Origin of the sequence: Brakhagea baltica, from assembly GCF_052161605.1 — a bacterium.
In the GTDB taxonomy this organism is placed as follows: Bacteria; Planctomycetota; Planctomycetia; order Pirellulales; family Pirellulaceae; genus JBKCUI01.
On record NZ_CP197409.1, the window covers coordinates 204,838 to 219,587 of the forward strand.

The 14,750-nt window shown below is 49.6% G+C and carries 13 protein-coding genes; 6 read left to right on the forward strand and 7 right to left on the reverse strand.

What is annotated here, in order from left to right:
- Positions 1-33 precede the first annotated feature (33 nt).
- From SH449x_RS00830 to SH449x_RS00840, 3 genes are all read right to left on the reverse strand, one after another.
- Positions 34-333, reverse strand: a complete 300-nt coding sequence (locus SH449x_RS00830; RefSeq protein ID WP_482379421.1) for a hypothetical protein — start codon at positions 331-333, stop codon at positions 34-36.
- A gap of 258 nt (positions 334-591) precedes the next feature.
- Positions 592-1,065 carry a hypothetical protein gene (locus SH449x_RS00835; RefSeq protein ID WP_482379422.1) on the reverse strand — a complete coding sequence of 158 codons (474 nt, stop codon included), beginning with the start codon at positions 1,063-1,065 and terminating at the stop codon, positions 592-594.
- 8 nt (positions 1,066-1,073) lie between these two features.
- Positions 1,074-1,736, reverse strand: a complete 663-nt coding sequence (locus SH449x_RS00840; protein ID WP_482379423.1) for a nucleotide-binding protein — start codon at positions 1,734-1,736, stop codon at positions 1,074-1,076.
- Between the two features lie 672 nt (positions 1,737-2,408).
- Between SH449x_RS00840 and SH449x_RS00845 the strand changes: the two genes are divergently transcribed.
- The 3 genes from SH449x_RS00845 to SH449x_RS00855 all read left to right on the forward strand — a co-directional run bounded on the left by SH449x_RS00845 (position 2,409) and on the right by SH449x_RS00855 (position 6,257).
- Entirely contained in the window at positions 2,409-3,875 is a 1,467-nt protein-coding gene (locus SH449x_RS00845; protein WP_482379424.1) for a replication initiator protein A, read from the forward strand.
- 462 nt (positions 3,876-4,337) lie between these two features.
- The gene (locus SH449x_RS00850) at positions 4,338-4,499 is read left to right on the forward strand and encodes a hypothetical protein (protein WP_482379425.1); all 162 of its coding nucleotides are present in this window, start codon (positions 4,338-4,340) and stop codon (positions 4,497-4,499) included.
- Positions 4,500-5,513: 1,014 nt separating this feature from the next.
- Positions 5,514-6,257 (forward strand): hypothetical protein, encoded by a 744-nt coding sequence (locus SH449x_RS00855; protein ID WP_482379426.1) that lies wholly within the window; start codon positions 5,514-5,516, stop codon positions 6,255-6,257.
- 8 nt (positions 6,258-6,265) lie between these two features.
- Here the strand turns inward: SH449x_RS00855 and SH449x_RS00860 are convergent, their stop codons facing one another.
- The 4 genes from SH449x_RS00860 to SH449x_RS00875 form a co-directional block, all read right to left on the reverse strand.
- Positions 6,266-6,478 (reverse strand): hypothetical protein, encoded by a 213-nt coding sequence (locus SH449x_RS00860; RefSeq protein ID WP_482379427.1) that lies wholly within the window; start codon positions 6,476-6,478, stop codon positions 6,266-6,268.
- 73 nt (positions 6,479-6,551) lie between these two features.
- Positions 6,552-6,860, reverse strand: coding sequence for a hypothetical protein (locus tag SH449x_RS00865; RefSeq protein ID WP_482379428.1), 309 nt, complete (start codon positions 6,858-6,860; stop codon positions 6,552-6,554).
- Positions 6,861-7,766: 906 nt separating this feature from the next.
- Positions 7,767-8,930: a nucleotidyltransferase domain-containing protein gene (locus SH449x_RS00870; RefSeq protein ID WP_482379429.1), complete on the reverse strand. Its 1,164-nt coding sequence runs from the start codon at positions 8,928-8,930 to the stop codon at positions 7,767-7,769.
- A gap of 18 nt (positions 8,931-8,948) precedes the next feature.
- Complete coding sequence (locus SH449x_RS00875; RefSeq protein WP_482379430.1) at positions 8,949-9,887, reverse strand: CBASS cGAMP-activated phospholipase; 939 nt, start codon at positions 9,885-9,887, stop codon at positions 8,949-8,951.
- Between the two features lie 143 nt (positions 9,888-10,030).
- Between SH449x_RS00875 and SH449x_RS00880 the strand changes: the two genes are divergently transcribed.
- Genes SH449x_RS00880 through SH449x_RS00890 form a run of 3 tightly spaced genes read left to right on the forward strand, consistent with a single transcriptional unit; the run spans position 10,031 to position 14,745 of the window.
- Positions 10,031-10,483, forward strand: coding sequence for a helix-turn-helix domain-containing protein (locus tag SH449x_RS00880; RefSeq protein ID WP_482379431.1), 453 nt, complete (start codon positions 10,031-10,033; stop codon positions 10,481-10,483).
- Between the two features lies 1 nt (position 10,484).
- Positions 10,485-11,429 (forward strand): ImmA/IrrE family metallo-endopeptidase, encoded by a 945-nt coding sequence (locus SH449x_RS00885; protein ID WP_482379432.1) that lies wholly within the window; start codon positions 10,485-10,487, stop codon positions 11,427-11,429.
- A 1-nt stretch (position 11,430) separates the two neighbouring features.
- Positions 11,431-14,745 carry a helicase-related protein gene (locus SH449x_RS00890; RefSeq protein WP_482379433.1) on the forward strand — a complete coding sequence of 1,105 codons (3,315 nt, stop codon included), beginning with the start codon at positions 11,431-11,433 and terminating at the stop codon, positions 14,743-14,745.
- Positions 14,746-14,750: the final 5 nt, after the last annotated feature.

A 14,750-nucleotide genomic window follows, 5' to 3' on the forward strand; every position in this document is an offset into this window, starting at 1 on the left:
CGTATGGTACTTTCCACTAACCTTTAATTGTCGTCACTTAAGAGTGCTCTCAAGCTTGGCAATGAACTCAGCAAGCATTTTTTGTGCCTGCGGAGTGTGCAGCATGAGCACCGAAAGATGTTTGTCTTCGGGAAACTCTTCTAAGTCGAAATGCTCCGGAAGGGCCTGCAACATCTCTCTTAGTTTTGAAGCTGACTCCCGAGCGGCATCTGACTCATCACGTTTTACCTGTTCACAAAACAGCTTAAAAAGATGAGGTATCTCAAGCACTGGGTTAACCATAAAAATCCTTTCGTGAAAACCATGAACGAATCGGCGATTACCGATCTCCAATCCACATCTCCGTAAAGAAGTGGATTGAAAGCCGAATGCGATTTGCGTTCGCGTTGAGAAGTCCGAGAAAGGAACGGTTCGTCATCTCCTGACACTCATTTTGCAAACCCAGGCTAACACAGTCAGACTCGATAGATCTCATTTAGCCTTGGATTCTGCGGGGACCAAGACAGCGACGATAGGTATTGGTAGCAAATGGATCGGATCGGTACATTCATCCTACGCCCGATCTAAGATGTTAAACGGATACCTGTATGGTTAAATGTATCCATTGTCTTGTAGCCAATTCTGAAGGGCTATTTCAGCAATCTCTTGAACGGTGCCTGGTTGCCGACCGTATAGCTTCTGTTCCAAACCGGCTCGCTTCAACGCTGTCGCAGTTGCAGGGGAAAGTCTTGTGGTTAAAGGCACGAGCAGATTCGCCATTCCGTAAGGCTGATCCTGCCGGTTGGTCTCAACTCCCCTACTCCTTGTGCGACCTCGCCGTCGCTCTGTGGTGGGGCCTTCTACTACTCTATCCAGCTCGATGGGCTCCGAGGAGTTTTTCGTTTCTCTTGAAGGTACCTCATCCTTTTCTGGTATAGCTAAAACAGGGGTTGGAACAGCGGGTGTTTCCGTCATGGATCGCTCTTCTGTCGGTGAGCGCGGGGTATCAATTCCCCCCCGAATAAATGCGGCTGCCTCAGGAGAGATATCCATAGCAGCATTCAGTGAGCGTCTTTTATTGTTCATATCCACACCTATCCGTTTGCGACATTCGTGACGTTTTTGATCAAGGGTCCAACCAATTCATTGAAAAGTGCAGCCATATCCTTGGCACCTTGAGCCCCCTTCTTGCCGAGTCTTGCAGCAACAGTCCCTTGTTGTGCCGCATCTCGAAACGTTTGTAGGTCACGAATTACGTTTTCAGCACACCGAACACCCAAAGTCGGTGCCGCATTCTTTAGCTCCTTACTTATCGTGTCGCGAGTCTTCATCTTGTTGAGAATCAAACACCCTTCTGGCCTACCTTTGTTGATGCCTTGGGCGTATCGAAGAATGGAAGTGGCCTGCTGGACGCTACGTAGGTCAAGAATCGAGGGACTGATCGGGAGCAAAGCAAGATCTGCTAGAAGCAGCATGGTGCGAGGAAGCTCCGTAAGACCACCTGGGCTATCCCCAACCACGAAATCATGCGACTCCGTCAATCCTACGGCCTTTGAGAGACAATCTTCAGGATTGTCCGTGACCTCAACGGTGATTTTCGGCTCTGTTTCGGAAACCCACACACTAGAACTGCGTTGCGGATCCGCATCTAGTAACGCTGTTTTAAAACCTAAGTCATGCAGCCAAACTGCCAAATGCACCGCGATGGTACTTTTGCCTGTGCCGCCTTTTTGGTTCGCTGTGATAATAAATGGCATGCTTACTTGCTAGCATGCGTGTTTTCCATCTGGCAAGTAGGAAAGTTTGCCACACAACCAGATTCCCAGCTGACTTTCTTGCAGACTTGTCGACTTTCCAACATGCCAGCCGTCTGGCAATCCAGCAGTCCAGCAACACATCTTTCATTCTGGCAAGCCACTAGGAATGCAGACAAGCGAGCTGGCAAGCAAGCAACCCAGTTGGCCGCCCTGCCAGATTGCTTACATGCAAGCATGCCAGCATGTAGGCTCACGCAAGAAAGCGGTTCAGACAGCAAGACAACTACAAGCAACACGCTTGGCCACCAGCCAGAAGAACGTTGTGTTTCAGTCTTGCGCGAAAACGTTCCCGTGGTCTAGCCTCAACTTTAAGGAACTTAAAACTCGGTATATGATTTCAGTGACAGAACCCAAACAACACTGAACCATTCAACTATCGTGATTTGAGTGACGGATTAAGTCCCTCCATCACACGTGATCTGAGTGACAAAATAAATCATGACTCGTGGTTTGAGTGACAAAACTATCGTGATCTGAGTGACGGGCACACGTGATTTGAGTGACGAAGTATCGTGATTTGAGTGACGGATGAGGTCAATTTCACTAGTTGTTTCAATATGTTGGCGGAGCTAAACTAGATAAACTTAGATATAAAAAGATCATCAACTGAGGATGATTTTTAATTTTCAGGATTCAATGGGCAGGGAAAACGAACAGCAGCATGACGAGTGGGTAGTAGGGCGCGACGACCTCAATTTAGCTGAATTTCCTTTGTCTGTGATAGGAAAACGCTCGCCAGGGGATTTGAAAACTCTGCACTTCGAGGACGAAGTTTGGGATCGTTCGCTTGAAAAATATGTTCCCCGCAAACTCACGATTACAGGAAGCGATTTACTAGGTCTTCCAAATTCACTGGATGATGAAGTCCTTCTTGGCTGTATTCAACTCACAAAGGAAGCAGGCTTCACCGACCGCAAAGTACGCTTCACCCGCTACGAGCTCATGGATCTTATCGGCTGGCCATGCGATGGACGCAGCTATGAAAGAATCTCAGAAAGTCTTGACCGATGGACCGGTACTCTCATCATCAGCGACAAGGCGTTCTGGGATAAACAAAACCAATGCTGGGTTAAGGACTCCTTCAACATACTGGATCGAGTTATCTTAAGCGATCGCGAGGACACGAAGAATACAAAACGCAAACGCTCTGCGATTATTTGGGGCGACTTCATGTGGCAGTCGTTTCAGGCAGGCAATTTAAAGTCGCTCGATTACCGCTTTTGGCAAAGCCTAGAATCACCGATTTCTAAACGGCTGTACCGTTTGTTGGATAAGCGGTTCTATAAACGCAGAGCTATCACCTTCGATCTTCATCGACTGGCCTTCGACAAAGTGGGCTTGAGCCGAAACATGCACACGGGCCAGATCAAGGAGAAGCTTAAGCCTGCACACGAGGAACTCAAAGACAAAGGCGTCTGCGATGCGAAATACGTAAAGCGTGCTCGAGGGGAATGGAACGTAGTCTACGATGATGTCCGCCATTCACGATCAGAACTGAATGAAGCTGTAGCTAATGATGATAAGCAACAACACTTGCTTGAGCAGCTTCTCATTCAGCGTGGAATCACAAATGCAAAAGAGTTGGTATCCAAGTACGATGAAAAGCGAATCAAAGAAGCGATTGAAAATTTCGACGATCGGAAAGCACACGGTGAAGATATCGGAGCGGGTTGGCTGGGCAAAGCGATAGTTCACCCAGAAGGGTTCTCGTTTCGCAAAGGCTTCGAAAGGCGATCCCCGGTAAAACCAAAGAAAGCTAAGAAAGGGCAGGCAACACTTGACCATTCCGAAGACCAGAAGCAAGCAGAGGCCGAGGCCAACCAAGAGGCAGCAAAGCGAATACGGCGTGCTCAATTCCTTAGTCGCATCGCAAAGCTCTCAGAAAAAGAGCGCGAGGTTTTAGAGACTGAGGCGATTCGTCAGGCGCATGCCGCTGGCAATCGCTTCATAGCGGACCATGTCCAGAAGCTGAGAAGGGAAGGGGAATCGCTAGAGACTACGGGGGCTATTCGACAGCAATTCTGGTGGGAATACATACTTACCGATGAAGAGACTCACGAGACTCTAAAGGCCGTCTAAAAAGAGCCTATTACAGCTTACCGCAGCGAGCCTTCAAACACTCTTAATAAGGAATACGTGTAGACCTTGGAGTTCTTGCCGACGATCGGCAATTTTGAAATAGATCAAAACTTTTCTAGAGACATTCCTGAAACGATCCGATTCTGACACCGGGCAATTTGAATCGGAACCATCGCTTCATTATGATTTTCTATCAGCAGGGATCGGATCCCTTGCGACTGTCAATGTTCGTTAAACGTTTTGACATACGCTCTGTCAACAAGCGACATCCGGTAAACCAACCTCACCAGTTGGCTAAGGAGATTGTCTAACCAACAGTCATGTCGCTCACAGTAGAGGCGGATCGCACGGAGACGTGCTTGTCCGTCTCGACGGAGGCTCAATGAAGTAATCCGACTGGTTTTGTATTCCAGGCGAGTAATCTCATTGTTCGATCCGATAGGTTCAATCTGAAGGTGGGCGATGCGGACAAACCAATCCATAGGATTGGCCGTTATGCTCAAAGTTGGTGTGTGGCATCTGATAGCCACGAATCCACCCATGGGGTTCGGTCCCGCGTGGATCGTTCAACATGCGCCGGTGTGGGGAGTAGGGGAGTCGGCGACGGCCCCCTCCGGACTGTGACGAGTCCGGGTACTGCACGCAAATCGTGCAGACATGAATAGCTCAACCATGAGAGGCCCGACAGCAAGGGCTTACCGGTAAGTGATAAGAGAGTCGAAAGCCAAGAATGTAGCCAGAGGTCCGATAGGGCGAACTGGCTACGGTGACAAACCGTACGTGAATGGGTAAGGGAGCAGCTTCTACGTTCTGGCCCCAGAAATCTCTACTGACAGTAGAGGAAACTATGGCGTCTTGACCGACGCACATACCACGTATGGCCCGAGGAGTAACATCCTCTCAGCCACGAGACTCTTATCGCGGAGAGTATAGCTAACGCAGGAAGCTCTGAGGCAGCCGGGTTGGTCCCCGGTGCCTGGTAGTCAGCCAGGTGATTCAAACGCCTTAGAGTGGGAGTGTGTCCTTAGTAGAAAGTCTCAAGTGCCATCTGCGGGAGCGGAAGGCATTCGGGAGCGGTCCAGTAGGCAGGGCAGTCTACAACCGTTTGCGTGTTACAGGTGGTGCTGGACACGAACGACGACGAAAGGGACGACTGTGAAGTTGGCAGATGTGTAGGCAACTCAAAGCATGGGATTTCTCTATGCGGAATCCCACGCTGGTTGCCAATCCGTGGTTGGAAGCGATGCGGTCATTCGAAGTTACTTCGGGAGAAGTACCTTCCAATGGCAGCGAATTGACGGTGAACACTCGCAGTGTTTTTTCAGCACGGCGGTTTTCACTGTAGGTTCTCTAATGATGACGCCTATGGAATTGGCGCGGTCTAACTAGGAATGTAGTTAGGACTGCGCCAACCAAGGCATCTTCGATTGGAAAGGTTCGCCGACGAAGGTAAGCGTTTTGCTTTCAGGTTGGCGAAGCTGCTGCCGTAAGGGTGACGGGTATAAAGCCCGACACACCAGAGAAACGGTATCGCTTTGACCGTAAGGATTTTCATTTATTGGAGAGACGATTGGATGGTCGTCTCTCCTTTCCAAGTCTCTACGAGGAAACTTCGCAGAGCCTTGAAAAGGAGTCAATATGGAGTACCGCTACCTCACGACAAGCTTAGAAGGATTCGTCCAGCAGCTTGCTTGCAACGTCCTACCACATGGCTACTGGTTCTACGTTCGTGGTATCATTCCCGATGAGAAGGATCCATCCGTCATAGACGAAAAGCTCTTAAGGCGCTACCGCATCGATATCTCTCGCCAGCAAAGAGCCAGACGCAAGTTACAGGGACTTGCCAATCTCCATTACCTAAGACTTGGGCGGCTATGGTTCATCTTTGCAACCCATGGCAAGCATGAATTCTTCGAGCATGAAGAGAGAAACATTCGGGATGCACGACGGATTCCTGTGACGGTCGGAGGATACTCCGTTTCTGTCAAACAGGGCGGTTTTCTTAAAAAGACTTCCATGGACCCAGAGCCCGTGCGGGATGGGAAGATGAGAACGCGGGTTCAGATAGCCCGACCAGAGTTTCGAGACCTTTGTGGTTACTTTCTTGAAAGGGCTTGTCACCGGTCGGTGGAGACTCTATCGGCGGAACTCTTTAGGCTTCCCTATGAGCCCTATGCTCCCATTCGAAGACAGCAATTGAACCTCCTACGACTCATTAACAAAAAGAGGCAGCAAGCGGGATTCGAGAAGATTCCAACGACCGTTCTTCGGTACAAAAGACGTATTGTTTCACCCTTCGAAGTGGAGCCGGACATTCCCCTTACTACCCAAGTCGCCCAAGGGAGTTTAGAGAATTCTATGCAGGGCAAGTTTGATTCGTAATGTCGCCCCTAGAATGGCAAGTCTCCCTCATCGCCGCACCCTGGGCAGCTCATCCTTCGGAGTTGCTCGATATAGGCTCTGCGATACTGCTCTTGCTGCTGGGCGAGAGCTTCATCGGATAAAGTTGGAGATTGCCCTACTGGACTGTCCTGCTCACAAGGTTCGTTAGAAGAGGGGATCTTAGGTTGATTCGCGTTCGGTTCGTTGTTCGGACTTGTCATCGTCACACTCCCAATAGCAACACACGAAAAAGTGGCTTGGCTCGACAATTCAGGTCGGCCAAGCCATGAAAGGCTATGCCGCCTTAATCTCTGGGCCAGCATCCAGATTGCGATTTTGGGTGATCCAGGCCGAAGCCTTCTGGATGACCTCGACAAGGTCCCCTTCGTTAGTCTCGAAGAAGTTTCTGGAATAGCCCGTCTTGTCGGTGGATAAAGACTTCCACGACCGGCTTAGCGAGAAGTCATAGTAAGCGTATCCACTCGGGCTCTGTCGCTGCCAAATAGAGGCAGCCACAGCCCCCTTCCGGACGACATGAACAGGGTCCATAGCCTCTCCATCCGTTTCCTTCTTAGCTGTTTTGTTAGTCTTTCCTTCGCTCATAGTTACCTCCCTAAAAAAAGCGAACACCACAGGGTGCCACAGGGGGTTTTGCTAATCAAACGTGGCCAAAATCTACCGACATACGTAGATTTTTCGATGACTCTTCGGTTCGCATCGTTTTGGTGGATTAGTCAGGTTTAGAAAATTCGTTTCCAGCAATCTCAGGGGGGTATAATGTCGGGGTAGCGAGAGTTTGGAGAGATTTGCCGATGCGATTTTGCTACGGTGATGGGAACTGCTTTTTCGTTCCACCACCCAGAATTTCATACTGTGACCTAAACCACAGCCTACCAAGACTTTTACGAAGTTCTAACACAATCTGATGATGTAATTTACATCGACTCAAGCGAAATTTACTCCCACACGGACAAAGCTGACAGTTCGCTTTTCGCTTGGGACGTGAAGTCAGAAAGACGAGACGAATTGCGGCATCATCTGAAGTAACCATATAAAGGCTTTTGAAATCATCGATAAGCCCACGCTTCCCGTGTGCTAGTTCGCCAAAGGGAAGGGTGGCGTGTTGCTCATGTAGAACGAATGAATAAAGGTAGGGGATAACAAACTCGCGACAAAACGAAGAAACACTCGGATTCCGAGAGAGCGCGAGACGCTGCCTGGTTGGGCTCGCTAAACAGAGAGCCCCCCCCTCCAGCCGATGAAAATAGTCGGGGATCCTGTCTCCCTGTTCGAACACTAGTGGTGGAGAACTGGGGAAGCCAAATGGGATCTTAATCAGTAATTCGAACGAATCTGTTATCCGCAGGCAGCCTGGTTTCTCAGCACTGAAATCGAGTTTCCCGGCCACATGTAGGTACCCGTCCTTGGCGGTTTGAATTCTGAGACGTGGATAGGCAGCAAGTAAATCAGGGAGGCCGCTCGATTCGATGAACTCCTGAGGTGCGAAGCTTAATTCCCCCATGGTTTGGGGCCCGAAGGGAGGTAGAGCGTTGCCGGGGAAGCAATTTGAGCAGTGGTCGAAAACGATGAGTGTTTGATCCCAACGGACTCGTCCCTAAGCTTGATGCCAAATGCCTTCTCTACCGATTCCTGGAGATGATAGCCCGTTGCAGAGTCTAAGAGCGACTGTAGGTCGGCTCTTAGTTGGTGGTACCAACTCCAGAAATTGATTTCGTAGTTTGAGTCTGTCCCCCATTTATCTGCAAAGTCCTCTTTCTTATTCACTGGATTTTCGATTCTAGGCCGTTGAGGTTTTATAAACATTGGCATTCGATCGACGACATTCAACAAAGCACTTACCAGCGATGACTCACCTTGGTAAGCATGAGTGGATAGGGTTGTTATTATCATCGATATCGGAGCGTATGTAGGATCATTTTGAAAATGAACGTCGCGATGCCGTTTGAGAATTTGAATAACTCGCTGGAGAACGGTCTTCAGTTCATAAGGTGGAATTTCGTCGATTGATGCGTAGGCGCGGTTCGCGATGAGAAACTCAATCCGAGCTTGGGCAAAGTTTCTTGCAATCGTCTCAAACCATTTTGCAAATCCTCTTGGGTTGCTGCTGAACCACGAGGTACAGATCTCTTTGTAAAAAGGATGGCGAGTGTCGGTCAATACAATCTCATGCTGAGCGAGTTCATAAGGGGTGGAGAGTCGAATTCGCTCCAAGATCGCGTCCGTGCCTGCGGGGAGGCCTGGGAGTACATCCATGTGAAAATTGACTTCGTCCGCGTAGTTGAGCCGCCAGCATCTCGGCTTTTCGCTTGGCTTCTCGTTGAAGTGCTTCGCAATTGCGTACGAAATAATCTCTTTGCCGAGCAGTCGCTTAACTTTTTCTTGCGTGACTTGAGCCATGGAGAGGGCAAAAGTAACAACAAGGTCAAGGTCATAGTACCCATCTTCATGAAAAGGCCGGATTACGGTCCCATAACGAAAAGAGCCTTGTGGATAGACCTCGGGTTGGAAATCTTTCACAGACGAGTTGTCTCGGAGGAGCCAATCTTCGAGCGAGCTAGCGCGATCGATAGCTTTTTCGTAGTATGAAATCGGAATATCGAGCTCTTCGATGAGTTGCTCGGCAAGTTGTTCTCGATTGATGAAATCAGCCATAAGATACTCCCTATGCGGCTAACGGTTTACGAAATGTAACTTCTTCCGCCTTGTGGCCTCCGAAGGTGGATTCAAAGTGAGGCGCAAACTTGCGTGCCTCATGCGACGCTTCTGCAAGAAGATCTTTTTCGCAAAGCTTGTCGAGAGCAAAGAGTCCATCTGGAACAATCGGATCCAAACGAACTGCTCGTTCTTTGGAAAGTAGCAACATGGCTTGCCCCTGGACGCCGTGGCTTTGTCCACGGAGCGCAGCGTCGATCCCCATCTCTCTCCAATGAATTTTGCCACCGCGATCGAGCGAGCCTTTTTGCTGATGGAGTTCGTTGTGCCAAGACTGAGGGTTGAGATGGCTTCGAGCGGTTTTTTCAGCAAACTCACAGCTTCGACGATACCAACCATTGTGGGGTTGTTTGCCCAAAGTCCACCGTCGACAAGCCGCATACCATCGACATGCTCGCAGCATGGGAAGTAGGTTGGCGCTGCGCTGGTGGCAAGAGCCACCTTCCACATGGGCACCTTCCCGTCGGTAGTGAGCCGTGGATGATGAGGCGTTTTAAAGATGTAAACCTCGTCTTTGGCAAGGTTATACGACGGAATTACCAATCGTTTTGAGCTGTCGACAATTAGCTTATCTTCGAAGTATTTTTGCAGAGCCAACTTCAATGGTTCTTGTGGGTACTTGCTCCGAGTGTATGACCTTAGCGAAGTCCAAAGAGGCTTCTTCTTAAAAATCTTTGGGCCTTCTGCTACGTAAAACTGCACGATCTCTCGAGGACGTAAACCGAGACCGAGCCCCAGCGCGATAATTCCTCCAGTGGAGGTCCCCGTGATGAGATCGAAGTGCTCTGTGACCGAGATTCCGCCGAGGTTCTCCTCTAATTTTGCAAGGAGCGCTGCGGAATAAAGCCCCTTAATGCCCCCGCCGTCTAGTGACAGAATCTGAAATTTCTTCTGCATTTGTCTCTTAATTCCCTCTGAAAAGGTTCTCTTATGGCGAATGCCGGTTCGCCTATAGCGAATATAACAGATTATCAGGATAAGTTCAACCATGGGCGAATAGGCTTCTTGCCGCAGCGAATGGCGATTGGTATGATCTACGCATGGCGAAACGGAAACTAACGACGACGGATGCTGAATCACCGATCGCGAATTTGGCAGGGAATCTTCACGCTGCGCGCGTAGCAGCAGACAAGACCCTTGAGCAACTTGCTGCTGAATCGGGGATCTCGAAAACCTATCTATGGGAGCTTGAGAACGATGCAGAAGGGCTCAAAAAACCTTCCGCCGACATTCTCTTGAAGATTGCGAGAGTCCTCGACACAACCATTGCGGACCTTCTCGGTCTGCCCTCTGTTCAGGTGAATCAGACGAGAGTCGAGATAAGCCCATCGTTGAAGAACTTTTGTGAGTTCATGACTTCGCTAGGAACGCCCGTCAAGGAAGAGGATGTTCAGGCACTTGCCACGACACGGTTTCGTGGTGGTCAGCCTCGAACAAAAGAGGGCTGGTACGATCTTTACACAACCCTCAAGAGAACAACAGGACGGGAGTGAAATGCGACAGGGATCGCGACAGAAACAGTACCATGAACACGTTCAGTCTGTGATTGATGAAATGGGGGTCGAGGACCCTCGTGAGGCCATTCGTTTGAAGATGCGGAACAAGATTGCTGAGATTAGCAGCTTGTTTGGAGAACCTCCGTATGACCTAATCGCATTTGCTAGTTGCGTCGGACTTCAGTGGTCGGATGAGAGCCCTGCTTTTAGCAATGACTCTGAGATTGCTCCCATTGCTGGGGGCAGAATGTTGCTTAGAGTGAACCAAGAGCGTCCGCTAACTCGGCAACGTTTTAGTATCGCGCATGAAATCGGACATACACTCTTTCCCGATTACCAATACTCAGTAAAGTGCCGCAAAGCTAACGAAAGACGGTGGAGTGATGACGATTTACTTGAAAGCCTCTGTGATGTGGCAGCATCTGAACTAATGTTCCCGACTCCCTGGTTTACCGAAAAGCTGGCTTCGCTGGACTACACTGGAGTGAGCCTACTTAAACTTGCCGATGATTGCCTTGCATCGAGAGAGGCAACGGTGCGACGAATTGTCGAACTTTCGCAAATGCCATTGGCAGCTGTGTTTTTTAGCTGGAAGCATAAGCCTGTTGAGTTAAGAGCTCTTAGAAGACGCAAGTCGCAAACGTCACTGTTCCCCGAACTTGAGCCTCCTCCTCCATCTCCAATGCTTAGGGTGGACTACTCAATTATCAACGAAGCATTTAGAAGGAACTTTGCAGACCATATCCCTGAACATAAATCGGTGCCCAGTGACGGACTTATTTTTGGTGTATCTCTGAGAAAAGTTCCGGGGGAGGGGCATATCGATCTAGATTTAGGACCTCTCAAGGGACGTTTTTATGCGGTTGTATTGCCGATTTTTACGGAGCTAAGCGATTGTGCGAACTCATCCGTCGTTGTGTTAATCCTCCCCTCAAATATGTAGCATGAATGGAGAATCATTTAGATTTGTTCGCTATGCAGGCACGCCCATGGAAATAATCGACAACATCAACAACCTGTTCGGGGACGACCTCAAGAAAACGGTTGCACCCAAGTCGAAGCTTCGTATCGCAGCCTCCTGCTTTTCCATCTACGCATTCGAGGCTCTCAAGAAGGAACTAGAGAAGGTCGATTCGCTAGAGTTCATCTTCACAAGCCCAACGTTCGTTCCCCATGAAGTGACCGACAAGATCAAAAAGGAACGTCGGGAGTTCTTTATTCCAAAGCAGGAAAGAGAGCGTGGATTTTATGGCACCGAATTCGAGATCCAGCTACGTAATAAGTTAACCCAACGGGCGATCGCAAAAGAGTGTGCTGACTGGATCAAAAAGAAAGCACAATTCCGATCCAATCGCGGGAAAGCTCCGATGCAGCAGTTCGCGTGCGTCGAAAACAGCGATTCGCAAGCAGTTTATCTGCCCCTACATGGATTTACCGCAGTCGATCTTGGATACCAACCCGGCAACGCGGTCTCGAATATCGTCAACAAGATTAGCGAGCCGACGATGACGGCCGTCTACCTTAATCTCTTCGACCAAATTTGGAACGATTCGGAGAAGCTAGAAGACGTAACTGACATACTTCGCGACCACATCGCATCGGTCTACCAAGAGAATTCGCCGGAACGCATCTACTTCTTGATGCTCTACAACATCTTCAGCGAGTTTCTTGACGATATCTCGGAAGATGTCCTTCCGAACGACAAAACCGGCTACCAGGAGAGCCTCGTTTGGAAGAAACTCTTCAACTTCCAACGCGATGCGGCGACTGGGATCATCAACAAACTCGAAACCTACAACGGCTGCATTTTGGCAGACAGTGTAGGACTCGGAAAAACCTTCACTGCACTCGCAGTCATCAAGTATTACGAACTCCGCAATCGCTCGGTCCTGGTGCTCTGCCCAAAGAAGCTTGCCGACAACTGGCTGACCTATAACCGGAACCTTACTACCAACATCTTCAGCAAAGACCGCTTCAACTACGACGTGCTCTGCCATACCGACTTGCAGCGATCTTCGGGTGAGTCGTTTGGTACCAAGCTCAATCAAGTCAACTGGGGCAACTACGACCTAGTGGTAATCGACGAGTCTCATAACTTCCGAAACAATGACGCCTTCAAGGAGCGAGAGACTCGCTACCAACGCCTGATGAACATGGTCATTAAGCAAGGGGTGAAGACCAAGGTGTTGATGCTCTCCGCGACACCAGTGAACAATCGCTTCAACGACCTCAAGAACCAGCTCGCCTTAGCTTACGAAGGGAATTCAGAGTCTCTCACTGGTAAGCTGAAGACAGGAAAGGACGTCAACGAGATCTTTCGTCGAGCCCAAGCCGCTTTTAACTCGTGGTCCAAGCTCCCACCGGATGAACGAACCGCCGAAGCAATCCTCAAGAGCCTTGACTTCGATTTCTTCGAATTGCTCGATAGCGTCACCATTGCGAGATCCAGAAAGCACATTCAAACCTTCTACGACATGAAGGACATTGGGAACTTCCCTGAACGTAGGAAGCCGCTCTCATTCCATTGTCCACTGACCACACGGACCGATGTTATCGGCTTTAACGAGATCTTCGAGCAACTCTCGTTGGTAAAGATGTCCGTCTACGCACCTCTGACCTACATCTTGCCCAGCAGACTCAGTAAGTACGAAGCGCTCTACGACACCGAAGTGGAAGGGAAGGGGAAACTCCGGCAAGCCGACCGTGAAAAGAGCTTGCAAACCCTGATGACGGTAAATCTGCTCAAACGCCTGGAAAGTTCCGTGGAAGCATTCCGTATCACCCTTAGAAAGCTCGGAACACGCAATCGACTCACGCTCAACAAGATCGAAGAGTTCGAGAAAACAGGACGTGCTGTATCGGTCGAAGATTTTACCGAGGTAATGAGCGGTGCAGATCCAGAGGATGACGATTTCACCGATCCCGAAGATTCTCAGATTGGGGGCAAGGTACAGATTAACCTAGCCGACATGGACCTGCCGTCTTGGAAGCACGACCTAAGTGCTGATCTTTTACTCATCGACGGATTGCTAACGGAGATGCAGAAAGTATCTCCCATGGAGGACGCAAAACTCCAGCACGTGAAATCGTACATCGCCAATAAGATTGCGTACCCGTTCAACCCGGGAAATCGCAAGATACTCCTGTTCACGGCCTTTGCAGATACAGCCAACTACCTTTACGACCAGATCGCCACAGAACTACATCAATCCCAGAAACTGAACACTGGGAAAGTCACTGGTTCGAGCTCCCCTGTATCCACCATCAAGCGATCATACGATTTTCAATTGCTCCTGACCTTGTTCTCTCCTCGCTCCAAGGAGAAAACATCGATCCTTCCCAACGAGCCAGCAGAAATCGATATCTTGATCGCTACGGACTGCATCTCGGAGGGGCAAAACCTGCAAGACTGCGATACCGTCATCAACTACGACATTCACTGGAACCCGGTCCGCATCATCCAACGATTCGGGCGTATCGATCGAATCGGATCTCCCAACGCAACGATCCAGCTCGTAAACTATTGGCCTGATATATCGCTCGATGAGTACATCAACCTCAAGGAACGGGTCGAGAATCGGATGGTGATTGCCGATGTTACAGCTACGGCAGATGACAACATCCTAACCCCACAATCGAATGATATTGGATACCGAAAAGAACAGCTCCGGCGGCTACAAGATGAAGTCATTGAGATGGAAGACCTCAAAACGGGTATCTCCATCACCGATCTCGGGCTCAATGACTTCCGCATGGATCTACTCCAGTACATCAAGCAAAACGGAGACCTCGGTAACCTGCCTAACGGAATGCACGCGGTAGTACCGGCTGCACCATCTCGTGGGCTACCCGCAGGTGTCATCTTCACGCTCCGCAATCGCAATGACAGCGTCAACGTCAACCAGACGAATCGCCTCCACCCTTACTATCTGATTTACATGCGAAACGACGGAACGGTCGTGTCAGATCAAACTGAGGTAAAAAAGATACTCGATCTAGTACGAAGTGCCTGCAAAGGGCATTCCGAGCCAATCTCTGCTGCATGCAGCCGCTTCAACGAAGTCACCGATGAAGGCAAGAACATGCGACTCTATTCGAGTCTTCTCGACCAAGCCATCCGCACCATGGTTGATGTTAAGGAAGAACGGGACATCGATAGTCTCTTCGTGAGCGAGAAGACAACCGCTTTGGTGGGTACTATCTCCGGCCTCGAGGATTTTGAGCTTATCAACTTCATTGTTATCCAAGGTGAGGAGTGACCGCA